Genomic DNA, 25,454 nt, shown 5'->3' with positions numbered 1-25,454 from the left:
TTAAGTGGATTATTGACGTATTAAGGAGAACACAATGTCTGAAACTATCACGGTTGGCGAAGCTGTCGCCAGAACATTAGAGCAGTACCAAGTCAGCACAGTTTATGGTGTTATTTCAATTCATAATTTACCGATTGCAGATGCTATTGGTCAGCGTGGTATTATCGATTTCACACCCAGCCGAGGTGAAGCTGGTGCGGTAACGATGGCAGATGCTCACAGCCGCTTTCGTGGACTCGGTATCGCACTCACCAGCACTGGCGCTGGTGCGGGTAATGCTGTCGGATCAATGATTGAAGCCATGAATGCCAGCTCCCCCATGATCCACATTACCGGACAAGTTGAAAAAGCATTTTTGGATATGGACGCTGGGTTTATTCATGAAACACGCGATCAATTAAGCTTTTTACGCGCGAGCTCCAAACAGGCGTTTCGAGTGCATAGTGCAGAACAAGCTGTTGCAGTACTACATAAAGCTATTCAAGTTGCACAAACAGTACCTTGCGGCCCAGTTTCAATAGAAATTCCTATCGATATTCAAAATACCCAAGTTCCATTATCGGTGCTCAGCGCCCCACTTCATCGCGCGCCATTGCCACCCATATCAACCACTGAAATTGATATAATTTGGGAGCAATTTAAATCTGCACAACGTCCATTATTATGGATTGGTGCCGGCGCACTTCAAGCCACAGATGCAGTAAAAAGGCTGGCTGATTGTGGTATTGCCGTCATCAGTAGTACCCATGGGCGAGGCATTTTATCAGACGAACACCCATTTAGCCTTAGAGCCTTTCATAATGCTGACGCCATTGATGCATTAATGCGTACTTGTGATTTAACACTTATTGCAGGCTCTCGTTTACGCAGTAACGAAACCAAAACATGGTCACTGCCGCTGCCTCATCCATTGATCCAAATCGATATTGACCCTCTGGCCGCAAATCGTAACTATGTTGTCGATCTCAGTGTCACAGGAGACTGCAAAGCTTTACTTGAGGGACTTGCCGATAAAGTAGAGCAAGAAAATCGCCCAATAGCATCCTCATGGCGCCAACAGGTACAAAAGGCTGTCGAGCAAGCCGAGCAGCAATTACGAGAACAATGTGGCCCTTATAGTTCCCTTAGTGATGCCGTTGAACAAACCTTACCTGAGCACGGTATCTTTGTACGTGATATCACCGTTTCGGGGAGTTTATGGGGAAGCCGTTTGCTTAAAGCCACTCACCCAATGCATAACATTCATTCATTAGCTGGAGCTATTGGTTTAGGCTTATCCATGGCAATTGGAAGTGCAAAGGCCAATCCAAATAGCCCTGTAGTGGGCTTAGTCGGCGATGGTGGGTTGATGTTAGGAATTGGTGAGCTTGCCACCATGGCGCAAGAGCAATTACCAATTGTTTTAATCATTATGAACGACAAGGGTTATGGCGTTATGCGCGGTATTCAAGAAAAATATTTTGCGGGCAGGCAATACTATAATGAATTATTAACGCCTTCATTTAGTAAACTTGCTGAATCGATGGGAATAACCGCGTTCACAGTAGCCAAAGCAACGGATTTTAAATCCACGCTTGAACAGGCTATTGCGTTAAATCAACCGGTTGTCGTTGAGGTGCTAATGGATAATATTGGCACAATGAATTTTTCGGGCCCACCTCAGAAAAAATTATTTTAGCAAATACATTAAGTAGCGTGACCTTTATAAGAAATCACGCTACTTTTTCAAAATAGATAACCGTTCCTTGCGTTTTCTAACGAACTAATACCATTTCCCTCTTTAGGTGAACTTAATATTATTGAGAATATCTGCAAAAAAATAAGTTAAATTCAGTTTTACCTATTAAATTTATTGAATATGTCCATTGCTAATTATTAGACACATCAATATAATTAATTATTATCATTCAATTTGACGGGTTTTTTATGCTGCGCAAATCTATTTTTATTATCATATTTTCCTTTCTAGTCATATCCTGTAGTCAGTCTAATATAACGTCATCGGCAATAATGGAGCCTACAGAAAAAAATGTTCATAACACTTGGTTAAAAGTAAAGTACGATATTGAGACTGATGGGCAAGTCACAAACATTGAATTAGTCGATAGCTATAAAGCGAGTCATAAAGTTAAAGTTGATACCATTAATGTGATAAAAAAATGGAATTTTCCCAAGAGTAATGCAAAAAATGGGAATATAGTCATCATATATTTTCGCCCTGCACCATCAGTTTGATAGAAAAATTAACTCAATATCTAAATTATGCGTATTATTCCTTTTTTAATCGCTCAATTTCTTTTTTAAGAATTTCAATTTCTCGCACTAATTCTTGAGTTTTAGAAAATGCATCATCGTGACTATATCTCGTTGCTCCCGTAGCCCCAGAATAATGGTCATAGCAATGATTTTGAGTATTTACTATTGCTCTTTCAAGGCCTTCAACTCTATATTTGTTACCATAACGCTTTGCATAGCTGAGTTGTTTTTCAAGCTGAGTAATTTTTTTATCACAACCATAATATTGCGACCCAGCTTGGGAAGAGAATGGAAATATTATTATTGATAGCATGATAAAAAATATACGTTTCATTTATTTTCCCTAATAGATAATTATTTAATCTTCATCTAATGGAAACATTTAAATATAATTATTCATATAGGTAACATTCTTAATGTTGATATAAAATCAAGAACACAATCACTTATTACTCAAAATAGTTGTATTGAAGTAAAAATAATTGTAAATAAAATCGTTGTTATATTTCAATTTAATTTATTACAGACAGATACATATTTATTAGTTATATTAGTATCAATGGATTAAATTACATGGATGTAACTCTTCAACCCCACTTTGTCTCTCCCCTTTCCCACAAATTAATTACATTATGTTATTAGTTTAATATAAACACAACGCCCACAAAAAATACAACCAAAGCTAAATTTAAGAATGTATAAACTTAAATCTAAAATAAAATGTCTTAAATCAATCTGGTGAAAGTCATAAAATGCGTATTCTCAGCACTATTTTATTTTAAAAAAATAATAATTAAGAATAAGTTTAAAGCAGTGAAACTAACACTAATTGTTTTGCGATAACTGTAGGGCAAACGATATAATCTCTGTAATTATTTTTTGTAAAACATAGGCAAGAGAAATATGTGTTCCGCTGAACCAGAACTGCAGTTTACACAAACTCATGAGCAGCATTTTCATCTCGCTTTAAAACAGGCTAGCCGAGATTATCTGCAAGGAAAACAAGACCATGTATATGCTAGTCATTTAGATATTGCTGTAATCATCAGTTTGTTTATGGTCGCTATTTTGTGTTATCTCCCCACGCTTTCGACCTCTTCAACACTGATTTACTCCCTTTGCTATTTTAGCTTCGTTTTATTGACCATGTTTTTAAATGTCATCGGCCAACATGATGCCTGTCATAACACCTTATTTAAAACGAGTTGGAAAAACCGAGTGTTTGGTCGCCTCGTGACACTGCCACTAGGCCTAGAACCCGAGTTTTGGCGTGCAAGACATGTTTATTTTCACCATCATTATGCCAATATTGAACATTACGATCTTGATACTGAAGAGAATGGAATTTTTCGCCAAACACCATTTCAAAAATGGCGACCATTTATGCGGTTTCAACATATCTATTGGCCATTTGTAGCTTCGTTATCATTAACTTGGATTGCTTTAGTCTTTGATTGGTCAGATAGAACGGGAAAAACCCCAATAAAAACGAAGAAAATACTCAATGGGAAATTAGGCTGGTTGCTATTTCTGTCCAGTAAATTATGCCATCTGGCTTTAATGTTAGGATTACCTTTAATTATTGCTCACGCCAATGGCATCAGTATTATGGCTATATTATTAACTTATTTAGCTAGCCAAATGGTTGCTTCATTATTTGTAATCTACCTATTACTTGGCACCCATTGGGCTGAAACCCAATTTTTCACACCACCAGACGACAAAATAATACCTCATGGTTGGTATCACCATAATTTTGTCACCTCGTGTGATTGGATCCCTTCACCACATTATTTATGGCGTTTAACTGGTGGGCTTAATTACCACTTAACACACCATTTATTTCCTCATTGGCATCATCGCCACTACCCTGCTCTTGCGCACATCATTTCTCAACTTGCAAAAGAATATAATATGCCATACCGCTGCATTAACTATCGCGAACTAGTTAAAGCGCAAATACGTTTTTTACGTAAAATGGGTGAGCCGCCAATTCATCAATAAAAATAGGTCTAAATAACATAGTTCAAAATGCAGGCTGGTATCCACTGCATCTTGAACTATCATTGTGCTATTTTTCAACCTGAAAATTGAGCCAGTCCGGTATAACCATTACCTTGGTGAATCTTATCAAATTGTCCATTACTCAGCATTACTCGATAGACTCCCCCACTAAGATCAGCAATATACATGATATTTTCCGGCTTATTATAAGCTAAGCCAATCGCCTCTTTAAATCCCCGACAAATAACTCGATAATTATTTAGCCCATCATCAGTCACGTTCGCACAATTCAAGCTATTTCCATTAGGCTCTGAGCCTCTGTCGGTCCAATAAAGAATTTGAGTCTCTTTATCGAATAAGAGGTCAATGGGCTCAGGCAGTTTGTCCAGCAGTAGCTGAATATTATCAGCATCAGATTCATCAACGAAATCACCTGATGACTTTGATAATGGCATCCGGAATATTCGTCCTTTATTTCCTTTTGCAGGCCCTTTTTGAGTCCAATATAACCAATCCGCATCCAAATCTAATGCAATACCAACACATTGATCCAAGATATCAACGCTATCAGTCACTGTCCTAGGTCGCTGAATGTGTGTTTGGAGATCAGTCCCATCCGTCTTGCAGGAACAAACCTTACCGCCTTCTCTATCACACCAATATAGACGTTGGCTTTGACTTTCCAATAACAGCTGCTTAGGTGTTCGAAGTTGCCCATGACCTAATAGCATTTTTCGACCACTACCATCAAAATTAATTAAATTGAGTGAACCGTCATCAGCTTCATAGTTATCGCCCATATTAGTCCAATAAATCAAACGATTGATATGGTCAATAGCAATACCATCAGGCGTACCACCGAGCTCATCAATCAGATTGAAAGTCACTAAACTTGTCGTGTCCAACTGAATAATAGCGGGATTGATGGCATCAAGTAATAGCAGATAAGGGTAAGATATTTCAGGATTTTGGGACATACAAACCTCATCATATATTTCGATATAATTAAATATAGTTGATGAAAAATGCATTAGCCAATGCACTAAATAAATCCTTAATGTTTCAAGCTAAATATCCGATATTATACAGTCATAAAGTATAGGGATTAATAAAATGAAGAGTGCTATGAAAAAAACTTAATAAAACCATTTAATAAAACAAATGATTCGATTATTGATATAAATTCATCCAGATTTTATATTTAATAACCGTTTATTTTTATGGTTGTTTACTCTTTGTTTAATAAACTATCAATTCATTAAACAAAGTATTGAAATAGTGTTTTTATTCTTAAAACTAAAATCTATTTACTCTTTATTTAAAATAGCCGAAATATACTTAAAAAATAATTATATTCCATAACAACACCAATTATATTTTCAGAATGGTTGCCACTCTCATGAAAAAATTAGAGTATTTTCTCAAAAAATTACGCACATTTATTATCAGTGATAAAGCCTATCTTACTAATAAATTTACTAAAAAATTAGGTTACATACCTAATATCAAGACACCGAAAAGCTTTAATGAAAAAGTAAATTTTAGGATGATATATGACAAAAACCCACTTTATACACAATTAGCAGACAAGCTTGCAGTAAGAGATTATGTTTCTCGTACAATAGGCCATGAATATTTAGTACCAATTTTAGCCGCCTTTAATCATGTAAATGAAATCAATATTGATAAACTCCCTAAACGCTTTGTATTAAAGTGTAATCATGATAGTGGCAGTAGTATTATTTGCCAAAATAGAGCCAAATTTGATCTACATAAAGCCAAAGAAAAATTATCATTTCATTTAATGAAAAATCTTTATTACATTACACGTGAACGTCACTATAAAGATATTGCTCCTCAAATAATTTGTGAAGAATATATTGATTTATTTGCTAATAAAAATAGAAAGTTAGTTCCTGAAACCTGCCGCATTCATTGTTTTTCTGGCAAACCCGTCTATGCAGAGATCGATTATACCGATGAATTTGGTCATGAATTCATCAATATCTACGATATCAATTGGCAACTACAACCCGTGACTTTTGATTACCCTAATATGTTAGAGCCCGTACCTGAGCCACCTTTATTCCAAGAAATGCTAAGGCTAGCTCAAATATTAGTCACACCATTTGACTATTGCCGTGCTGATTTTTTAATGTCAGATGAAAACACCTTGTATTTTAGTGAACTTACCTTCGCACCAAATGCAGGACGCACAGTTATTTCACCGCTTTCGTGGGATTTCAAGCTCGGTGAATTATGGGAACAAAGGATCACAGAAACGCAATCAATCACACAAACTGAACCCGCATTTGCAACAGCATCAATAAATAAAAAAAAATAAGCTAGTTCCAATAAAAATGCCGCGATATTTCTATAAGTAAAACAGAAACATCGCGGCATTATTTTTTATCGCATTTAAAACGATAAATAACTGATTAGTTCGCCAGCACACTCGCTTTACGGCGTAAACTTGCGACTAGCATATAAATCGCCGTCACAATCAATACAATAAAGAAGAAATCAACTAAACCATTATACTGCGCTAAGAAGGTCCCAGCAGCTAATGGTCCCATCGCTGAACCTACACTATAGCTAAATAGCATCACTTGAGTTGCAGCCACGATATACGATGAATCTAAGTTATCGCAAGCTAATGTAATAGCAATTGGATAGAGTGCAAATGAGGACATGCCAAGCAATGCTAACGCAATAATCATCACTAAATAATCGCTCGAAATGTAAATAACACCCATTGCGAATACGCCAAGCAAAGACACCATTGCCAGTAGCAATGTTTTGCTTATCATCACAGATAACTTGCTAATAATTGGCTGTATTATCATACCACCAAGAATGATTGAGGCCATTAACACCCCGACTTGCTCAGTGGTAAACTGATCTTTTTTCAGCGATAACGGCATCAAACCATAAATCGTTCCCATTAAAATGCCAGAAACCATGCAACCAATAATAGCAGGCTTACTTAGGCGGCTAATTTTTTTAAACGATAACTTTTGGTGAATTCCACTTTCTGGTTGGCCTTGACGAAACAATAATGGTGGCATCACCGCTAAAAGCAGTAATCCCAGCACCACCATAAACGGGTAAGCACCTTGTGTTCCAATAAATCCAATAGCTAGTTGCCCAAGCGTTGTGCCACCATACAAAGACGTCATATAAAAACTAAGACGCTTTGCACGCTCTTTTTGGTTATCACCAATTAATAGCCATGATTCAACAACAACAAAGATCCCCGCCACTGCAATACCAGCAATCAACCTATTGGGTAACCATGCTTCAATTGTTGGTGTCCAAGGTAAAACCACAACTGTTGCAGCAAGCATCAATAAAAAACCAATAAAGGCCAGTCGATGACCAATTTTGGCAATAATAGGTTCAATCAACAACGAACCTATTAGCAGACCAATATAGTAGGCACTCGCCAACCAACCCGCATAACTAATGTCGATATTAAAGCTTCCCATCGATAACGGGATTAAGCTCATTAAATAACCCGATGCAATAGCAAAAATCGTTAAACCTGCAACGGGTACGAATGTATTGTCGCGCTTGCGCATGATAGTAGTGGACTGATTCACGCCCCACTCTCCAACTAACAAAATAAAAATAATATGCGCTGCAACTACATCGTAGAATAAGCCAAATTTGCGTTCTCTAAAAAGAACACATTATGGTGAGATTTCGGCGAATAGCGCAGTGGTTAATAAATTGATAAGACTAATTTGAGCGCAATATAGAACGTTAATTCATTAAGTTAAAATGAGAAAATCTAATGGTAACTAACAAAAAAATTTATGTGAGAAAAATCACGTTTTTTTAAAAGTAGAATCAAGATCAAAAAACGTAAAAAATACCCATTTTATTCTATAAAAACAATAGGATATTTAATATTACTGTTTTGATGGTATGGTTATTTTTTAATGTACCTTAAGTGATATTAAAACGTATTCAAAAATAGGTTATAGCAAAATATTGTCTTTATCATTTTGTCCTACTAATTTATTTATATAAAGTAGGTTATTAGGCTCAATCAGATAAATTACGTAGACTATTAATCTGTTTATTTATAAATTGGTCTATAGTTTAGGTAATGACTAGCTTGACTTAAAACTTCACCTATTTACTCTAACTATTTAGCGACATAAAGAATACCAACGCCACAAATACTTGCATGTAAAACCGGTTATTTCCGATTAAACATACCCAAAACGGGCAAGAAGTGTGTTTACATTCCTGCCCGTTATTATTACGGATAATAAGTACTTATTAAGTCATACTCTACCAAAGTAAAGCATACAACACACAAAGAATGACCATAATGATATAGGATGCAATATTAAATCCAGCGGATGTTTTAAAGGTTTCAGCGGTTAAAACTATCGCGCCATCACTATCATCCTGTTTTGATGTTGTCAGACTAATTAACCCAATCACCACCGCGGTAAAGAAGAAGGTGTACATCATTTGATCTAAGAATGGCATTCCAAGTGGCATCAATTTCAAGAACAATGCGAATGGAATTGATAATAAGACCCCAATTGTCGCACCTTTTGCATTCGTTTTTTTCCAAAATAATCCTAATAAGAAAACGGCTAAAATCCCAGGGCTGACTAAGCCTGTATATTCTTGGATATACTGAAAAGCCTGACCAATATTGCCAAGTAATGGCGCAATAAAGCAAGCAATCACTAATGCAACTACCGCACTGGTACGTCCCACATTCACTAATTTATGGTCGTCCGTCGCTGGAGCAATATATTCTTTATATATATCCATGGTAAAAATAGTCGCGACGGAGTTCAGCATAGAAGCTAATGATGAAACAATAGCAGCAGCTAATGCAGCAAAAACAATACCTTTAGCGCCAACAGGTAAAAATTGAGTTAACCAAGGATAGGCTTTATCGGCTTGAGCCAGTGTTGGCATATGTTCATGTGCCATAGAGCCGAGCCCAGCAAGTAAAACAGGGTCTGACACAATCACATAAGCAGCAATACCCGGCAGAACCACTAATATTGGCACAATCAATTTTAAGAATGCGGCAAAAACTAAACCTTTTTGCGCTTCACCGATAGATTTAGCCGCTAAAGCACGCTGAATGATATATTGATTAAAACCCCAATAATAAAGGTTCGCAATCCATAACCCGCCAATTAATACCGCAATACCCGGTAAATTACTAAACTGCGGATTATCCTGGCTTAAGATCATTTCAAAATGGGCAGGCGCTTCACTTACCATACGGCTCATACCGGCAAAAACCCCTGCATCGCCACCAATATAACTTACCGCCATAATCGTCGTTAAAAACCCGCCGAGAATTAAGAAAAAAACCTGTACAACATCAGTCCATGCTACCGCAGATAAACCACCGTACAGAGAATACGCGACCGCAAATAATGCCAAGCCAAAGATGGCATAATACATCGGAATACCAAGGATAGTTTGTAACGCTAATGCGCCTAAATATAAAACCGACGTTAAATTAACAAAAATAAATAAAGCTAACCAAAATACCGCTAAAATTGTTTTTAATGTTTTATTAAAGCGTTTTTCAACAAATTCAGGAATAGTAAAAATGCCTTTATCGATAAAGACAGGCATAAAATATTTCGCCACAATAATCAGCGTTAGTGCTGCCATCCACTCATATGATGCAATAGCTAATCCGATAGAAAAACCAGAGCCTGACATACCAATAAATTGTTCAGCAGAAATATTTGCAGCAATCAGTGAAGAACCAATTGCCCACCAAGGTAATGTTTTTCCTGCAAGAAAATACTCTTTAGTTCCTTTTTTTTGCCCATTTTTATCTCGGGACACCCATAGCCCGACGGTGATAATGATAAGCACATACAGAATAAAAACCCCATAATCTAATGTACTTAATCCAATACCTTCTGTTTGCATATTAAAATTCCTTCCCAAATGATAACGCCATGAGTGTAAACGTTACCACAACTATTCTCCGTTACTTGAATCACATATTTTCATTAAATATTAAGCAATACTTATCAAAAAAGTTTAATTAGTTATAAATCAATGGATTATATTTATTTCTAATGAGCTAGAATTGAGATGGAGGTAAGGAAGAACTCAAATTATTGAACGTCATCACAGAATAATGATAACGTTTTCACAAGGTGGCCGTATTATACTTGTATTGGGCGAACAGAATTACGTTGAACCAGCGTTGGTGAATAAATAAGATCTTCCTCTATCACCTGCTCATGACGCGCTAAAGCAAGTGCTAGCTGTGTTGCACGTTCAGCCATCATTTGAATAGGGTAACGGATCGTGGTCAAACGAGGATGAATATAACGGGCAATCAATACGTCATCAAAACCAATGACAGAGACTTGCTCTGGCGAGCGTATTCCATTTTCATCTAAAACAGCAATTGCCCCCGCTGCCATAAAATCGTTATAACCAACCACTGCGGTAATATCCAAAGATTTAACCAAAAGATTAGTCATGGCTTGCTCGCCACCTTCACCGTAAGGGGAACCATATTCTATATAGGTTTCAGGTAAATAAATGCCATTATTTTTTAATGCATCCCGGTAACCTAATAAACGCTGATCGGCATCTTCAATTAAATGATTTGAAGATATATAAGCAATTTTAGTATGTCCCTGACGAATAAGATGTTCAGTCGCAAGATAAGCACCTTTGTAGTTATTGAGTGAAATACAACGATTAGCAATTTGTTCAATACGTCGATTAATCAATACCATGCTAGGAACTTCATTTGCATACTCAATCAATTCTTCATCAGCTAATGCTTTAGAATGAATAACCAGTGCATCACAACGATTATTAATTAATAGTTCAATCGATTGCCGCTCTTCTTTGGCGTTATGATATCCATTACAAATTAAAATATGCTTACCATTTTTGTGAGCAATCCCATCAACGGCTTTAACCATCACACCAAAAAAGGGATCAGAAACATCATTCACCAATACACCGATTGTATTTGAACTTTGATTGACTAATGCGCGGGCGGCGGCATTGGGCCTATAGCCAAGTTTATGCATTGCACTTTTTACAGAGGCTATCGACGCTTGGCTTGCTTTAGGTGATTGATTTATCACACGTGAAACAGTGGCGACAGAGACCCCTGCTTCTCTTGCCACATCTTTTATTGTCGCCATTATGAACCTCTATATACCAAATGCCTTATTAGACAATACACAAGATATAAAAACAAAGCATAACGTATATTAAGCTGATTTAAATGGTAATAATTTGATCTCTTGCGTTAAAATAAAAATAGAAACGCCACAATGAAGTCGCATTTCTATTAGGAAAAAGTACTGAGAATTTTATTATCAAAAAATAAATTGATAACTGGTTTGGCTAGTATAAATATTATTAGGCTCTGCAATACCGCGGTATTGCTCACCCCACTCAGGATGATTAATCGCATCGGGTGGGAACTGTGTTTCAAATGCCACCCCAGAAAATGGCGTGTATACTTGAGATTTACCCGATACAGCAATAAGGTAATTACCCGTATATAATTGCATCGCTGGTCGGGTTGTGGTGACATTCATGCGAACATCACCGTCAGGAGATATTAATGAAGCGACAGCTTCTTTGCCATCAGTCAAAGTACTATCTAAAATAAAAGTGTGGTCATAACCACCAACTGTGCGTTGCTCATCATCTTGTAAAAAGTCACGCCCAATACGCTTCCCTTGTCTAAAATCGAAATGTGTATCCGTCACATCACGCCATTCCCCAGTAGGGATCCCTTCATTATCCGTTGGTAAAAAATGCGTGCCATTAATTTGTAAATCATGTTCTAACGCAGTTTTAGCTGAGTTTTCACCCGCTAAATTGAAGTAAGTATGATTAGTCAAATTGACAGGGCAACCTTTATCTACTTGATACTTATAACTAATAATAACCTGATTATCATCTGTCAGCTCATAGCGAACTTCGACTTTCAACTCACCAGGAAACCCTTGGTCACCATCGGGAGATACTAATGTGAAAACAGCTTGTTGCTGATCAGGTTGTGTGATTGACCACACACGATGGCTAAAATTATCTTTTCCACCATGCAAACAATGCACACCTTGATTATTAGTTACGGAATACTCGTTGTTATCTAAGATAAATTTTGCGTTAGCAATACGATTAGCAACTCGCCCAACCGTAGATCCTAAATAAACACCTTGCTCCATCTGTGCACTCATATTCGGAGAACCAAGAACCACATCACGTTTACCTGTTGATAGCGGTAATATACAACTCACCCAGCCAGCACCTAAACTTGTTAAAATAATCTTCATGCCATGTTGATTGGCCAACGCAATGACTTTTGGTGTTTTCAACGTATGACGCTGTTCCTTGGTAAACTGCATGCTATCCTCACTGAATACGTAAATAACTCATGATATGGTAATAATAAAACATAAAATTAGGCAATGACTACACTAGCACCTTCACTCGGTTGGCAGACATAAATATCAGCTTTAAGCCCTGTCATTACTTGATATTGTTGCTCTACTGCCGCTATCACAGGTTGTACAAGTTGTTGTTTCATCAATGCGACAACACAACCGCCAAACCCCCCTCCCGTCATGCGCACGCCACCTTCACTCCCCAACACCGATTTTACAATATCCACTAACGTATCAATCTCTGCCACTGTTATTTCAAAATCATCACGCATAGACGCATGAGATTGTTCCATTAACTGGCTTAGTAATAATAAATTATTCTCAGTCAATGCCTTAGCAGCTGTCAGGGTACGTTCATTTTCGGTAATAACATGTTTAGCGCGCTTTGCAACCAGAGGGTCTAATTGATTTTGCTTTTCAATAAATTGTTCAAAAGTCACATCTCTGAGTGCTTTTACTGCAAACTGCTTCGCCGCCACTTCACATTGTTGGCGACGTGTATTGTACTCGCTATCCACAAGACCCCGTTTTTTATTTGAATTTATAATCATTACAACCAAATCATTGGGTATTGGAATAGGAAAAACGGTCAAACTACGGCAATCAATAAGTAATGCATGCCCCGCATCACCACTCGCCGAAATTAATTGATCCATAATGCCACAATTACAACCGACAAATTGATTTTCAGCTTGTTGCCCATTCAACGCGATATCTTGCTGACTAATATCAAGTTGATAAAGCGCTTTAATCGTTTGTCCAATCACAACCTCTAAAGATGCTGATGAGCTTAGCCCTGCTCCTTGTGGAACATTTCCGCTCACCGCGATATCACATCCTCCAAAAATAAAACCGCGTTGTAATAAGAATTTAACCACACCACGAATGTAATTCGCCCACATTTTTTCAGGTAAAAAAGTGATTTCTTGGTCTAAATTAAATTCATCGTAATCATTATGATAATCGGCGGCAACAACACGAACGATTCGATCATTACGCTTTGTTGCCGCAGTCATTGTTTGATAATTAATGGCACAAGGCAGTACAAAACCATCATTATAATCAGTATGTTCACCAATAAGATTTACTCTTCCTGGCGCTTGTACATAAATATCTGCTTGATAACCAAACTTAGTTTCAAATGAATTTGCCACTATTTTTTTGAGCTGTTCCATTTTACGCATCCTTCACATTTTAAATTTTAATTGCTCGCTTTTTCACTGGAAAACAAACAATTATTGATTCGATTAATCGCTTATTACTGCTGTTTATAATGAATATCACTGACTTCACGTAACCGCTGTGCGGCTTGCTCTGGCGTTAAATCTCGCTGGGTTTCCGCTAACATTTCATACCCCACCATAAATTTTTTTACCGTCGCAGAACGCAGTAAAGGTGGATAAAACAGCGCATGTAGCTGCCAATGCTCAATATTTTCATCTGGGTTAAAAAAAGGCGCAAAATGCCATCCCATGGAATAAGGGAAAGCGCAGTGAAATAAATTATCGTAACGGCAAGTGAGCTGTTTAAGTGCCACACTCAAATCAGAACGCACAGATTCATTCATTTCATCCATACGTTTTATATGTTGCTTAGGTAATAACATGGTTTCAAACGGCCACGCCGCCCAATAAGGCACCACTGCTATCCAATGCTCCGTTTCAACCACAGTTCGTGAACCGTCGTGCATTTCAGCCTGAACATAATCAACCAGTAAATTGGTGCCATGCTGCTGATAATACTGTTTCAAAAAATCATCTTTACGTGCAATTTCATTAGGTAAAAAATCACTCGCCCAAATTTGTCCATGAGGGTGTGGTTGAGAACACCCCATCGCTTCACCTTTATTTTCAAAAACCTGAACCCATAAAAATCGATCACTTAGCTCTGCAATTTGCTGCTGCCAAGTTTCAATAACTCGTCCAATTTCAGTGAGCGATAATTCTGGAAGCGTTTTACTGTGATCAGGTGAAAAACAAATAACTCGACTTAACCCACTCACCGCTTGAGCTTTAAATAAATCCGATTGCAAACTTGGTTGCTCACATTGTTCTGGAAGTAAGGCCGCATAGTCATTTTCAAAAACAAAAGTGCCCTGATAGTCAGGGTTTTGGTCTCCAGAAACGCGTTTATTCGTTGGGCATAAAAAGCAGTTTTTATCGTAATGGGGTAGCTCGCTAAGTGGCGGCTTTTCATCTTGTCCACTCCAAGGCCGCTTTGCACGATGTGGGGAAACCAGCACCCACTGCCCAGTTAATGGGTTATAACGACGATGCGGGCAATCGGCAGGATCAAATTGATTTTTCATAAAGATAATTTCCTAATTAATTACTCATTACCATAGCCATTTGGATTCTGTGACTGCCAACGCCATGAATCTATCGCCATATCCTCTATTGAATGAATTGCACGCCATCCGAGCTGCGTATCCGCTTTAACTGGACTTGACCAATACTGTGCAATATCACCAGCACGACGTGGCTCAATAACATAAGGAATCGGTTTACCCACTGCTTTTTCAAAGGCATGAAGGACTTGAAAAACGCTGCTGCCATTGCCTGTGCCTAAATTGTAAATATGCAAGCCTGATTTCTGACCGACGACTTTTAATGCGGCAACATGCCCATTAGCTAAATCCATCACATGGATATAATCTCGTACGCCTGTTCCATCAATTGTAGGGTAATCGTTTCCATAAATAGCCAACTTTTGACGTCGTCCTACGGCAACCTGTGCAATATAAGGCGTTAAGTTATTTGGAATACCTTGAGGGTCTTCTCCCATCAAACCTGATGGATGCGCCCCTACTGGATTAAAATAACGTAGTATTGAAATTAACCATGTTTTATCTGCTTGATAAAGGTCTGATAAACAACGCTCTACCATATATTTACTTGTACCGTAAGGGCTTTGCGTATTACCTGTCGGAAAATCTTCTGTAATCGGTAACGTACTAGGTTCGCCGTAAACGGTCGCTGAAGAGCTAAAAATAAGGCTCTTCACATTCGCTTTACGCATACATCTAGCTAAAACTAGTGAGCCATTCACATTAACATCATAATATTCCAATGGTTTCTCAACAGATTCCCCTACAGCTTTTAAGCCAGCAAAATGAATCACAGAATAAATTTGATGAGAGGCAAAAATAGGCATTAAACATTTATCATCACGAACATCACCTTGATAAAATGATGGGCGATAACCTGTTAATTTCTCAATACGATTAAGGACTTCCATCTTAGCGTTACATAAATTATCCACGATAATGGGTAATATCCCTGCTTTTATCATCTGCACGCAAGTGTGACTACCTATGTAGCCAAGTCCACCGGTTACTAATACTTGAGATTGCTGCATATTCCACCTCTTGACTCGTCTAAAAGTATAATTTTCGACTTTCTCACTCTATTGCTGGTGAGTATAGCAATGAGTTTACTGTCGATTCTGTGATCAAAACCACTTTAGTGTAAACGTTTACACTAAATTTTAAAATCATGCGTAAAAGACGATAAAAATAATAAAGCCCATTAACCGGAAACTATCTATTTTCGGCTAATGGGCCATCTGAGGTTTTTCATTCAAAAAGGGAATTAGTGCGGACCATTTTCGTCATAAGGGTCAAGGTGAGTCATCACATTGAGTATTTGTGGGTGCTGCATTAATCTTTTTTGCACATTAACAGTGATTTCATGACCTTTAAAAATAGTCATATTTCCATCCAATTCTAAATGCACATCAACCAAGTAAAAATCACCCGATTTACGCGTTTTCAGATCATGATAACCAGCAATCTCATTACTATTATCAAGAATCTGGCGGATCTCCATCAACGTTTCTTCATCCGCACCTTTATCCATCAGATCTTGTATTGATTGATTGGTAAACTTGTATCCCATTCGAAAGACAAAAGTACCTACAATTAACGCTGCTATGGGGTCAAAAATACGAAAACCACATAAGCTACCAATAATACCAATTGCAACAACTAAAGAAGATGCTGCATCTGAACGTGCATGCCAAGCATTTGCGACTAACATACTGGAATTAACTTTATTCGCTACCCGTAACATATAACGAAATAACCCTTCTTTTGCGACAAGCGATATCAATGCCGCTACTAGCGCTATCATATGAACTTCTTGAATCAGCTCAGGATTCAACATTTTTTGTATGGCAGACCACACCATACCAACCCCAACTATCAATAAAATAATACCTAAAATCAATGACGCGCCATTTTCATAACGAAAGTGGCCATAAGGATGGTCTTCATCCGGTTTTTTATGACTTTTTTTATTCGCAATAAGTACTACAAAATCAGCAATTAAATCAGATAAAGTATGAATACCATCAGCAATTAAACCAGAAGAATGGGAAAATATACCAATGATAATCTGCCAAACAGACAATACTGTATTCACAGCCACACTAATAAGTGTACTTTTCCTAGCTGCCTTAAATTTAACTTTCTGTAATTCAAACTCATTATCTCCCTTCAATGGGAGTTCAGATTTATTCATAATTTACTTTCTTTAATGAAAAACAAAACAATTATCATTCAGTATATACTTTCAAATCAATAACTTAAAAGACACCAAATATTGACATATTATTTGTTAAAAGTCTCATTCTAATTTGTAAACTCTCTGTTGAATGATAACAGTTATCCTTTATTTTTATATTCTTAATAAGATAATCTTAAATGGATTAATTTAAGAGATAACAATAAATGCTAAATTTGGCTCATTTCATTGATGCCTATTTAACTTATAGTATATTGACACTCAAGAGTTATAATAAAATCTAAATAACATATGAACGAGGTAGCTATGTATAAGAAGATATTAGTTCCTATTGATTTGTTAGAGGATGATTTAAATCTCGTCATCATCAAACATGTCGAAGAGTTGGCAAAACTTGGTAAATCGGAAATTCACTTTTTGTCAGTGATCCCAAGTCTTGAGTTATTTTTTGGGATTGAAGTCGCTATATTACCGGAAAGCCATAAAGATTCAGCCCAACGCTCTATACTAGCAATGCGTGCCCTAGAAGAAGTTATCAAAGATATTAAAATCGCAGATGATAGAATTAGCTGCCAAATCGGTATTGGCTCTGCAAAAGATGAAATATTAGATTATGCTGAAGAAATTAATGCTGATTTAATTGTTGTTGGCTCTCATCACCCGAGTACATCAACTTATTTACTGGGTTCTACCGCTTCTGCAATTGTACGTCATGCGAAAACATCTGTATTTGTTATCAGATAAAAACTAATCAATAAGTAACCCACCAATGCGTAATAAGTGCCGCTATCTATATATGCGGCACTTATTAGATGTTAGCTTAGTTTTATTGCTTAGCAGATTCGATTAATTTATCATCTGTTGACCAAATACGGTATTTAACGTCCATATCGGATGGAGTGTAGACAACAATAGGAAGCTTACTGTTATAACGGATGAAAGCATCATCACCTAATTGCGTGGTGACGAAACGATCTTTCGCAGGTTCAGAGCAAGCCATCATTGTAGATGCAGGTCCTTTGACCTTATCTAATTTATAGAAATCATATCCCCAACCTTCCAACGTTTTAGTATCTAACTCCCCCATAAACCATTGGCGATTACAATCCGCTTTTATTGTTTTACCGATAACAAGCTCAACCATAAAATCATTTTCATTTTGCTGATTAGCCAACTGGATCACATGGCGGGTCATACCTGATTCGGCTTTTGGATATGGCGCAACCTTTTCCAATCCCTCAGTTGCCACTGCACATGATGAAACTAATACCGCAGCCATTACAGATAAAATTGCCTTTTTCATTATTATTTCCCATTTCAAAAGAATAAATCAATTTAAAATACTACCATTCACTCTATAGTAAGTCATTAATACCATTATTTTCACTATAGATGATTCTTAATTACAAAAATATAGATATAGACACTTAAAGCCGAGCCATCTTACTTAATTTTAGTATAAGGATCATAAATCTGATAAAAATTATGTAAATTACTCGCCATGTTGATGCATATAAAGTAGTCAATGCTTATACTGAATTTGAGGCTTAATACATTCTGAGGAGGTAGTATGTTATCTACAGAGCAAGATTTAGTTTCAAAATTGGTTGCTACACATCCACGTTTTCAAAACCTTTATGAAAAACACCATCAACTTAATAAAGAAATAAGTAAACTTGAAGGGCCTTCTGGCGCTGGCTATAACGAACATGTAGCCAAACTAAAAAAAGAAAAACTGCATATAAAAGATGAAATGCAAAAAATCATGCTAACCATGCAGGCCAACGAGTAATCAAATCATCAAAAGCAAAGCAATTAAGCACGTTGAAATTAATCTTAAATTTCAAACTAAACGGGATTAGCTGTCGCTAAGTACATTAAAGCCTTTCTATACTATTTATACTTAAAGACCTTTCCGTTTAGAGGTAAGCCCACTGAATTGCTGATGTACTACATTTTATCTTCATGGCATAAGCACTAACTTATGCCATTTTACGTTTATGAGCCTGCCTTTTACTTTCTATTAGAAAGTAAAACGGGTATATTAAACATATATTTAATATACCTGTTTAATGATCCACACAGAGGTAGGATATGAATAGTAAACGCATTAATCGAGAAATCCGTACAATCGAAAAAATGATAAGAATCTATGAACGAGCCCACCCTGCCCCTGTGAATTCCCCTAATGATTACAATAAACTTTATGCCTATGCCATCAATCGACTTGAAAAATGCCGTTATGGTGAACAGAAACCGGCTTGTAAGCAATGTCCCGTTCATTGTTACCAACCTAAAATGCGCGAACAAATGAAAGTCATTATGCGTTGGTCTGGCCCTAAAATGCTTTTTCATCACCCTATTTTAGCGATTCGTCATTTACTTGATGATAGAAAGCCAGTCCCTGAACTACCTAAGAAGTCGCGTAAAGCAATACGAGAAACAAATACTCGGCTTTAAATCGTATTATCATGGCCTGTTTTGCTCATCCAAAATCAGATAACAATATAATAGCTAGTACTATCACTCTTCGTATCCATCATATTATTAGACTTTCTTACGTTACACGTAACATTGATAAAATCATTCATTTATCATAATTAATCGGTAACTTATTGTTTTCATATATATCACAATTCTACTTACTATCCTCTTCAATCATCTATCAAGAATACAAAATAACCAACAAATACCCAGCACAGTTGTTATGTGGTTTATCTAAAAAATAATAACCTTTAAAAACTAATTACTAAAATCCATGTTTATTTTACCTATCATAGCTATAGAGCCGGCCTATGAGTTAGATTTTGAGACTTAAATCACAAAATACGCTTTTTTAGCTCACATTAATCAACAAAACAAATCATAACGATAAAAAAAACTAATAACTAAATTTAATAACTAATAAATAGTTAAGTTTTATTTATTAGTACTGTTTTTGCGAGTTTAATGACAATAATTTACATAGCTATAATTACGTATAGATCACGAAATATGACTACTTGGCCTTTATATGTAAAAAAACATAAATATTTATTAATTTTTTGGGATTATTAACATCTGGTTTAACAAATAAAAGCAGCATAATAAGCTGCAAGTCTGGCTCATATTATAAATATTGCCAACGCATCACCATTTAATACTGTATTTTTTCCGATATAAATAGCGAAATAGGACGAAAAAAGTATATTTGGAAACATTTATTAATACTTTGCATTAAAATGTGACACAAAAATGATCGTTTTATATAATTTTCGTCATTGAAGTCATGGTGACTTTTTATATCAACCTCAACAAACAAACCGATATAAAATTTTGAGCTAAGGCAAAGTAATCAACATAAGGCACTACTATGCAAGGTATGAGCAATTTAAATAACCAAACTATTAATAAGATCTGTATCGATAAGAATAACCCGCATTCAATACTCGATATGACATCGAAAGGCATTATTATCATTGAAAAAGGTTCTCTGTTGCTAGAAACACCCGCAGCAACAAAAACATTAAATGAAGGCGATATTTTATACCATAAGCAAGGTTCATACTCATTTCAAATTACCGATAATAGTATTGATTGTGAGTTTATTTGGTTGCCACTAGAAGACCACTTTTTACGTGAATTTATTAATCAGCATGGATCTCAGCTAAGTAAGATAGAACGCATTGAAAACGATCCAAGTGATGTAATTAAATTTTCGACTTGCGCTTTAATTCGAGATATTAAAAATAGTTTCAATTCATTTTCTCACAATCAATTTCCTGAAGTGATAGTCAGCTTAAGAGTTTCAGAACTCTTATTATTATTATCATATGGCGAGCAAGGACCACATTTGCTTTCTAATTTTCGACAATTAAGTAATCGACAAGCTGAACGTTTACAATCCTTCATGGAACATAATTATCTAAAGGAATGGAAATTAAGTGACTTTGCTAAAACCTTTGGAATGGGCTTAACTACATTTAAAGAGCTTTTTAATACCGTCTATTCCACATCGCCTCGCTCTTGGATCAGCGAAAAAAGGATTATGTATGCACACCAGTTGCTGGTTAATACTGCAATGAGTATTGTTGAAGTTTCAATGGAAGCAGGTTTTTCAAGCCAATCTTATTTCACACAAAGTTATCGGAAGCGTTTTGGATACACGCCGAGTAGATCGCGAATAGCAGCTTAACCTACACATCGTTTGTATCGCTTATACAGAATACATGCCCTGTCAGTTATAGAATTAATGTTTTATCTATACACTGGCAGAAAGGCAATGCTATTAAATACTTACTACAATTCACTTTTCACACCCCTTTCAATAAATCCAGCTTATTATTCAAATCACTTTTTTAACATAAGCCTCAGAAGGCAACAAAATATTTCCTTGCTCATTAACCACCTGCATCAATGGTATTGGCTTTTGCGTTTGCGCTTCAACCAATACAGAATGGGGTTCATTACCACTAAACAGATAAGTTTCCCCCCACTGCCTAAATGCAACAATGAGTGTAAACAGGCTTGTTCCTTTAGATGTTAAAACGTATTCCTGATATGCAGTACCATCTGATGCAGCTCTAGTTTCCAGTATTTCGCTCTCAACTAGCTTTTTCAACCTATCAGATAGAATATTACGTGCAACCCCCAGACTTTTTTGGAAATCTTTGAAACGACAGATTCCATCAAATGCATCTCTCACAATCAGAAGAGACCAACGGTCACCGACCAAATTAAGTGCTCTGGCAACTGGGCAAAATTCAACTATAGGATCATTTGTCATGGAGTCCTCCTGACTGAATAATTAAGTTGCATTTTAAAACCACTTTAAATAACATACAACTAGTTTCAAATTAAAACTAGGTTAGTGTATGTCAATAATGACACTGCAACAAAAAATAATATCGACAAAGTTAACATGGCTGTTTGCAACTGCCTGCGGCTTGAGCGTTGCCAATGTTTATTATGCCCAACCTTTGTTAGATAGTTTGGCGCTTGAATTTGCAATCAGCCATGCTGCTATAGGTGGCATAATAACAATCACACAAATTGGCAGTGCGTTAGCCTTACTTTTTTTGGTGCCGCTAGGTGATATCATCAACCGCCGAAGTCTAATGCTAGCCCAACTTATTGGCTTAATGGTTGCTTTAATGATTGTCGGATTAGCTCAATCATCAATAATGTTATTAATTGGTATGCTAAGCGTTGGATTACTTGGTACAGCAATGACCCAAGGACTAATCGCCTATGCAGCCAGTGCATCTGAAGGGAATAATCAAGGAAAAACGGTTGGAGCAGCGCAAAGCGGCGTATTTATTGGCTTGTTGCTCGCCAGAGTTTTCGCTGGTGGTGTCAGTGATATTGCAGGCTGGAGAAGTGTTTATTTAGGCTCGGCAATACTTATGTTAATTGTTTCAATTCTTCTATTTCGTTTGTTACCAAATATAGCAACCCGTACAAACAATTTAAGCTATTCACGTTTAGTTTTATCAATGTTTACTTTGTTACGAAAAAATAGAACTTTACAAGTTAGAGGCATCTTAGCCATGCTAATGTTTGCTGCTTTTAACGTTTTTTGGAGTGCTTTAGTTTTACCACTAAGCGCGCCACCTTATGCGTTTTCCCATACTCAAATTGGGGCATTTGGCCTTATTGGTGCTCTTGGTGCACTTGCTGCAACGAAAGCTGGAATATGGGCAGATCATGGATATACACAGAAAGTAAGTTTATTTTCCTTAATATTCATGTTACTAGCGTGGATACCCTTATCGCTTTTGGAGCAATCTTTATTCGCATTATTTATTGGAATAATACTATTAGATATGGGCGGACAAGCTTTGCATGTTACAAGCCAAATAATGATCTTTCGTGGAGATACAGGTTCTCATAGCCGACTCGTTGGTATTTACATGTTATTTTATGCAATCGGTAGTGGTATTGGTGCAATAACCACAACAATAACCTATACATATGCAGATTGGATTGGTGTTTGTTTCTTAGGATTTTTAATCACCATGATTGCATTAATATTTTGGCGGCTAACCTTATCGTACGTTTCTAAACAAAGTATTGAAGGGAGCTAACGTTGACAGTGATGAGGACTTGAATGAATTGTATAAGATAAATAAATTAAGGTAGCTTATTTTTCAACAAGCTACCTTTTTAATCATAGACTAAAATTACTTCGCTTTAATAATTTTCAAGTCAATAATTGACATAGAATTCGGTGGTATTTCACCAGGTATACCCTGAACACCATACCCACCTTCGGGTTTAATATAAACCTTGACCATTCCCCCTTCACCCGCTTTTTCAACAAATGAATTTAATGGCGTAGGTAACTCATTATAAGGTAGTGTCACTGGGTTTTTGTCCGTATACATAACAGTTACCGTACCATCCGTTAACTGCTCTCTCATAATGAATGTAATATCTTTATTTTTAACATTCGTAATTGGCGAGCCTGCTTGTAACACTTTATAGTAAGTATTGCTGTCTAACTTACTGTATTTTTGCTGTGTTACTTGCTCAATTATTTTTTGATTCCGTTTACTATTATCATCAGCAATCTGTTTTAATTCTTTCGCTGAAGCCTCTTTTGAAGGAACCTTAGCGGCTAAACCTCTATTACCACTAGTCGGTTTTGTTTTTAACGCATTATTTTCTGCCTGAAGTTGCGTTATTTGTTTATTCAGGTCCATAATTTGTGATTTTAATGCATTATCAGTCGCTAAAGATTTTTGAGACGCTAACTCAGCCTGTAATTTTTTCAAATTCTCTTGTGCTAATGCGAGCTCTTTTTGCGACTTCGTATCAACTTCAACTTTATCATTCAACTGTTTTTTAAGTTTTTCTAACTCTAGTGTTTGAGTTTGAACTTTAGTATTAGCAACATTCAGTTTTTCAGCATCGAGTTTTAGTGAACTAATTTGTTTATTTGCATCAGCTAACCGTTGTTCAGCTTCATTCTGCTTTTTATGTTTATCTGCAATGTCACTTTCAAGTTTTAAGATCAGTTCTTCTCGAATTTTACTTTGTTCTGCAAGCTGAACATTCTGTAATTCTAATTTTTTCTTATCAGATTGCTGAATAGCAAGAGACTCTTGAATTGATTTTTTATCTGTATCTAATTTAGATAAATCATTCTCTTTTTGCTTCAATAAGGCAATTTGTTTATTCAGATCGGCTGTTAATGCTTTGACCTGTGATTCACTGGCTTGTCCCATCAAGGCCGTTTGCTTCTCGACATCTTTTTGCAATTTTTGCAAATCGACATTCGCTTGTGTGAGCTGTTTCTGCGCCGCTGCATAGTTCTGTTCATTTTGTGTCAATGCTGTTTGCAACTGCTGTTGTTGCTTCTGGCTATCAACATACTGTTTAGATAGCGTATTTTGAGCTGTTTGGTGCTCTTTCAGTTGTTGCATTGCACTGGCGAGCTCTGCTTCTAAGACCGTTTTTTGTTTGGCTTGTGCGGTTTGCTCGGCTAGCGATTGGGCGATTTTCTCCGCCTGCTGCGCTTTTTCAGTTAACTGTTTGGTTAACTGCTGGTTTTGTGTTTCCAACAGTTTCGCCGCTGCTTGCTGTTTAGCTAATGCCTCGCGAGTGGTTTGACTGTCCACTTCGGCTTTTTTCAGACCATCTTCTTTTTGTTTCAGCAACGCAATTTGTTGATTCAGATCGGCGGTTAATGCCTTCACTTGAGAATCACTAGCTTGCCCCATCAAAGCAGTCTGCTTCTCAACATCTTTTTGCAATTTCAATAAATCTGCATTCGCTTGCGTCAGTTGTTTCTGCGCGGCCGCATAGTTTTGTTCATTTTGTGTCAATGCTGTTTGCAACTGCTGTTGTTGTTTTTGGCTATCAACATACTGTTTAGATAGCGTATTTTGAGCTGTTTGATGTTCTTTCAGTTGTTGCTTTGCACTGGCGAGCTCCGCTTCTAAGGCAGTTTTTTGTTTGGCTTGTGCAGTTTGCTCGGCTAACGATTGAGCGATTTTCTCCGCCTGCTGTGCTTTTTCAGTTAACTGTTTGGTTAACTGCTGGTTTTGTGTTTCCAACAGTTTCGCCGCTGCTTGCTGTTTAGCTAATGCGTCGCGGGTAGCTTGACTGTCCACTTCGGCTTTTTTCAGCCCATCTTCTTTTTGTTTCAACAAAGCCACTTGTTGATTCAGATCGGCGGTTAACGTTTTCACCTGCGCATCACTAGCTTGGCTCATCAAGGCCGTTTGTTTTTCAACATCTTTTTGCAATT

General features: G+C 36.8%; 20 protein-coding genes and 1 pseudogene. 8 read left to right on the top strand and 13 right to left on the bottom strand.

Annotated elements, in window-relative coordinates:
- The first annotated feature begins 34 nt into the window (after window positions 1-34).
- Entirely contained in the window at window positions 35-1,678 is a 1,644-nt protein-coding gene (locus ACTH6U_RS15535) for a thiamine pyrophosphate-binding protein (RefSeq protein WP_441832570.1), read from the top strand.
- Window positions 1,679-2,269: 591 nt separating this feature from the next.
- Here the strand turns inward: ACTH6U_RS15535 and ACTH6U_RS15530 are convergent.
- A complete protein-coding gene (locus ACTH6U_RS15530) occupies window positions 2,270-2,590 on the bottom strand; it encodes a DUF1090 family protein (protein ID WP_294110400.1) in 321 nt (106 codons plus the stop codon).
- Window positions 2,591-3,159: 569 nt separating this feature from the next.
- On the opposite strand from ACTH6U_RS15530, the gene ACTH6U_RS15525 reads away from it, so the two are divergent.
- Window positions 3,160-4,260 carry a fatty acid desaturase family protein gene (locus ACTH6U_RS15525; RefSeq protein ID WP_441832569.1) on the top strand — a complete coding sequence of 367 codons (1,101 nt, stop codon included), beginning with the start codon at window positions 3,160-3,162 and terminating at the stop codon, window positions 4,258-4,260.
- Between the two features lie 74 nt (window positions 4,261-4,334).
- Here the strand turns inward: ACTH6U_RS15525 and ACTH6U_RS15520 are convergent, their stop codons facing one another.
- Window positions 4,335-5,237 carry a YncE family protein gene (locus ACTH6U_RS15520; protein ID WP_441832568.1) on the bottom strand — a complete coding sequence of 301 codons (903 nt, stop codon included), beginning with the start codon at window positions 5,235-5,237 and terminating at the stop codon, window positions 4,335-4,337.
- 422 nt (window positions 5,238-5,659) lie between these two features.
- On the opposite strand from ACTH6U_RS15520, the gene ACTH6U_RS15515 reads away from it, so the two are divergent.
- Entirely contained in the window at window positions 5,660-6,604 is a 945-nt protein-coding gene (locus ACTH6U_RS15515; RefSeq protein WP_441832567.1) for an ATP-grasp fold amidoligase family protein, read from the top strand.
- A gap of 94 nt (window positions 6,605-6,698) precedes the next feature.
- On the opposite strand, the gene ACTH6U_RS15510 is transcribed toward ACTH6U_RS15515, so the two are convergent.
- The 8 genes from ACTH6U_RS15510 to ACTH6U_RS15475 all read right to left on the bottom strand — a co-directional run bounded on the left by ACTH6U_RS15510 (window position 6,699) and on the right by ACTH6U_RS15475 (window position 17,218).
- Window positions 6,699-7,841 carry an MFS transporter gene (locus ACTH6U_RS15510; protein ID WP_294110678.1) on the bottom strand — a complete coding sequence of 381 codons (1,143 nt, stop codon included), beginning with the start codon at window positions 7,839-7,841 and terminating at the stop codon, window positions 6,699-6,701.
- A gap of 721 nt (window positions 7,842-8,562) precedes the next feature.
- A complete protein-coding gene (locus tag ACTH6U_RS15505) occupies window positions 8,563-10,194 on the bottom strand; it encodes a sodium/sugar symporter (protein WP_434719327.1) in 1,632 nt (543 codons plus the stop codon).
- A gap of 242 nt (window positions 10,195-10,436) precedes the next feature.
- A complete protein-coding gene (locus ACTH6U_RS15500; RefSeq protein WP_294110388.1) occupies window positions 10,437-11,441 on the bottom strand; it encodes a substrate-binding domain-containing protein in 1,005 nt (334 codons plus the stop codon).
- Between the two features lie 177 nt (window positions 11,442-11,618).
- Entirely contained in the window at window positions 11,619-12,659 is a 1,041-nt protein-coding gene (gene galM, locus ACTH6U_RS15495) for a galactose-1-epimerase (protein WP_441832566.1), read from the bottom strand.
- 56 nt (window positions 12,660-12,715) lie between these two features.
- A complete protein-coding gene (galK, locus tag ACTH6U_RS15490) occupies window positions 12,716-13,873 on the bottom strand; it encodes a galactokinase (RefSeq protein WP_294110384.1) in 1,158 nt (385 codons plus the stop codon).
- A gap of 83 nt (window positions 13,874-13,956) precedes the next feature.
- A complete protein-coding gene (locus tag ACTH6U_RS15485; protein WP_441832565.1) occupies window positions 13,957-15,006 on the bottom strand; it encodes a UDP-glucose--hexose-1-phosphate uridylyltransferase in 1,050 nt (349 codons plus the stop codon).
- 20 nt (window positions 15,007-15,026) lie between these two features.
- Entirely contained in the window at window positions 15,027-16,055 is a 1,029-nt protein-coding gene (gene galE, locus ACTH6U_RS15480) for a UDP-glucose 4-epimerase GalE (RefSeq protein ID WP_441832564.1), read from the bottom strand.
- 233 nt (window positions 16,056-16,288) lie between these two features.
- A complete protein-coding gene (locus ACTH6U_RS15475; protein ID WP_294110378.1) occupies window positions 16,289-17,218 on the bottom strand; it encodes a cation diffusion facilitator family transporter in 930 nt (309 codons plus the stop codon).
- Window positions 17,219-17,527: 309 nt separating this feature from the next.
- Here ACTH6U_RS15475 and ACTH6U_RS15470 point away from each other — a divergent pair, with 309 nt between their 5' ends.
- A complete protein-coding gene (locus tag ACTH6U_RS15470) occupies window positions 17,528-17,965 on the top strand; it encodes a universal stress protein (RefSeq protein ID WP_294110376.1) in 438 nt (145 codons plus the stop codon).
- Between the two features lie 82 nt (window positions 17,966-18,047).
- Here the strand turns inward: ACTH6U_RS15470 and eco are convergent, their stop codons facing one another.
- Window positions 18,048-18,524, bottom strand: coding sequence for a serine protease inhibitor ecotin (gene eco / locus ACTH6U_RS15465; RefSeq protein ID WP_294110375.1), 477 nt, complete (start codon window positions 18,522-18,524; stop codon window positions 18,048-18,050).
- A gap of 267 nt (window positions 18,525-18,791) precedes the next feature.
- Between eco and ACTH6U_RS15460 the strand changes: the two genes are divergently transcribed.
- From ACTH6U_RS15460 to ACTH6U_RS15450, 3 genes are all read left to right on the top strand, one after another.
- On the top strand, window positions 18,792-19,013 hold the full coding sequence (locus ACTH6U_RS15460) for a DUF465 domain-containing protein (RefSeq protein ID WP_294110372.1): 222 nt from the start codon (window positions 18,792-18,794) through the stop codon (window positions 19,011-19,013).
- Window positions 19,014-19,315: 302 nt separating this feature from the next.
- Entirely contained in the window at window positions 19,316-19,681 is a 366-nt protein-coding gene (locus tag ACTH6U_RS15455; protein WP_441832563.1) for a nitrous oxide-stimulated promoter family protein, read from the top strand.
- A gap of 892 nt (window positions 19,682-20,573) precedes the next feature.
- Entirely contained in the window at window positions 20,574-21,395 is an 822-nt protein-coding gene (locus ACTH6U_RS15450; RefSeq protein WP_294110369.1) for a helix-turn-helix transcriptional regulator, read from the top strand.
- 150 nt (window positions 21,396-21,545) lie between these two features.
- On the opposite strand, the gene ACTH6U_RS15445 is transcribed toward ACTH6U_RS15450, so the two are convergent.
- Window positions 21,546-21,986, bottom strand: a complete 441-nt coding sequence (locus tag ACTH6U_RS15445) for a winged helix-turn-helix transcriptional regulator (RefSeq protein ID WP_336431031.1) — start codon at window positions 21,984-21,986, stop codon at window positions 21,546-21,548.
- A gap of 88 nt (window positions 21,987-22,074) precedes the next feature.
- Between ACTH6U_RS15445 and ACTH6U_RS15440 the strand changes: the two genes are divergently transcribed.
- Window positions 22,075-23,286 carry an MFS transporter gene (locus tag ACTH6U_RS15440; RefSeq protein WP_441832562.1) on the top strand — a complete coding sequence of 404 codons (1,212 nt, stop codon included), beginning with the start codon at window positions 22,075-22,077 and terminating at the stop codon, window positions 23,284-23,286.
- A gap of 96 nt (window positions 23,287-23,382) precedes the next feature.
- Here the strand turns inward: ACTH6U_RS15440 and ACTH6U_RS15435 are convergent.
- Window positions 23,383-25,454: pseudogene (locus ACTH6U_RS15435) on the bottom strand (hypothetical protein); the annotation flags it as partial.

The organism is Providencia sp. (genome assembly GCF_052096715.1).
Lineage (GTDB): Bacteria > Pseudomonadota > Gammaproteobacteria > Enterobacterales > Enterobacteriaceae > Providencia.
Note: the sequence above shows the minus strand (reverse complement) of the source record. Positions and strands in the feature narration are given on the sequence as shown.

Bases quoted from the DNA above. Each gene is read 5' to 3' on its own strand.
- ACTH6U_RS15520 (WP_441832568.1), bottom strand. From the start codon at position 5,237: ATGTCCCAAAATCCTGAAATATCTTACCCTTATCTGCTATTACTTGAT.
- ACTH6U_RS15535 (WP_441832570.1), top strand. From the start codon at position 35: ATGTCTGAAACTATCACGGTTGGCGAAGCTGTCGCCAGAACATTAGAG.
- ACTH6U_RS15510 (WP_294110678.1), bottom strand. From the start codon at position 7,841: ATGCGCAAGCGCGACAATACATTCGTACCCGTTGCAGGTTTAACGATT.
- ACTH6U_RS15450 (WP_294110369.1), top strand. From the start codon at position 20,574: ATGCAAGGTATGAGCAATTTAAATAACCAAACTATTAATAAGATCTGT.
- ACTH6U_RS15470 (WP_294110376.1), top strand. From the start codon at position 17,528: ATGTATAAGAAGATATTAGTTCCTATTGATTTGTTAGAGGATGATTTA.
- galM (WP_441832566.1), bottom strand. From the start codon at position 12,659: ATGCAGTTTACCAAGGAACAGCGTCATACGTTGAAAACACCAAAAGTC.
- ACTH6U_RS15530 (WP_294110400.1), bottom strand. From the start codon at position 2,590: ATGAAACGTATATTTTTTATCATGCTATCAATAATAATATTTCCATTC.
- ACTH6U_RS15455 (WP_441832563.1), top strand. From the start codon at position 19,316: ATGAATAGTAAACGCATTAATCGAGAAATCCGTACAATCGAAAAAATG.
- ACTH6U_RS15525 (WP_441832569.1), top strand. From the start codon at position 3,160: ATGTGTTCCGCTGAACCAGAACTGCAGTTTACACAAACTCATGAGCAG.
- ACTH6U_RS15475 (WP_294110378.1), bottom strand. From the start codon at position 17,218: ATGAATAAATCTGAACTCCCATTGAAGGGAGATAATGAGTTTGAATTA.
- galK (WP_294110384.1), bottom strand. From the start codon at position 13,873: ATGGAACAGCTCAAAAAAATAGTGGCAAATTCATTTGAAACTAAGTTT.
- ACTH6U_RS15505 (WP_434719327.1), bottom strand. From the start codon at position 10,194: ATGCAAACAGAAGGTATTGGATTAAGTACATTAGATTATGGGGTTTTT.
- ACTH6U_RS15485 (WP_441832565.1), bottom strand. From the start codon at position 15,006: ATGAAAAATCAATTTGATCCTGCCGATTGCCCGCATCGTCGTTATAAC.
- ACTH6U_RS15445 (WP_336431031.1), bottom strand. From the start codon at position 21,986: ATGACAAATGATCCTATAGTTGAATTTTGCCCAGTTGCCAGAGCACTT.
- ACTH6U_RS15460 (WP_294110372.1), top strand. From the start codon at position 18,792: ATGTTATCTACAGAGCAAGATTTAGTTTCAAAATTGGTTGCTACACAT.
- eco (WP_294110375.1), bottom strand. From the start codon at position 18,524: ATGAAAAAGGCAATTTTATCTGTAATGGCTGCGGTATTAGTTTCATCA.
- ACTH6U_RS15500 (WP_294110388.1), bottom strand. From the start codon at position 11,441: ATGGCGACAATAAAAGATGTGGCAAGAGAAGCAGGGGTCTCTGTCGCC.
- ACTH6U_RS15440 (WP_441832562.1), top strand. From the start codon at position 22,075: ATGTCAATAATGACACTGCAACAAAAAATAATATCGACAAAGTTAACA.
- galE (WP_441832564.1), bottom strand. From the start codon at position 16,055: ATGCAGCAATCTCAAGTATTAGTAACCGGTGGACTTGGCTACATAGGT.
- ACTH6U_RS15515 (WP_441832567.1), top strand. From the start codon at position 5,660: ATGAAAAAATTAGAGTATTTTCTCAAAAAATTACGCACATTTATTATC.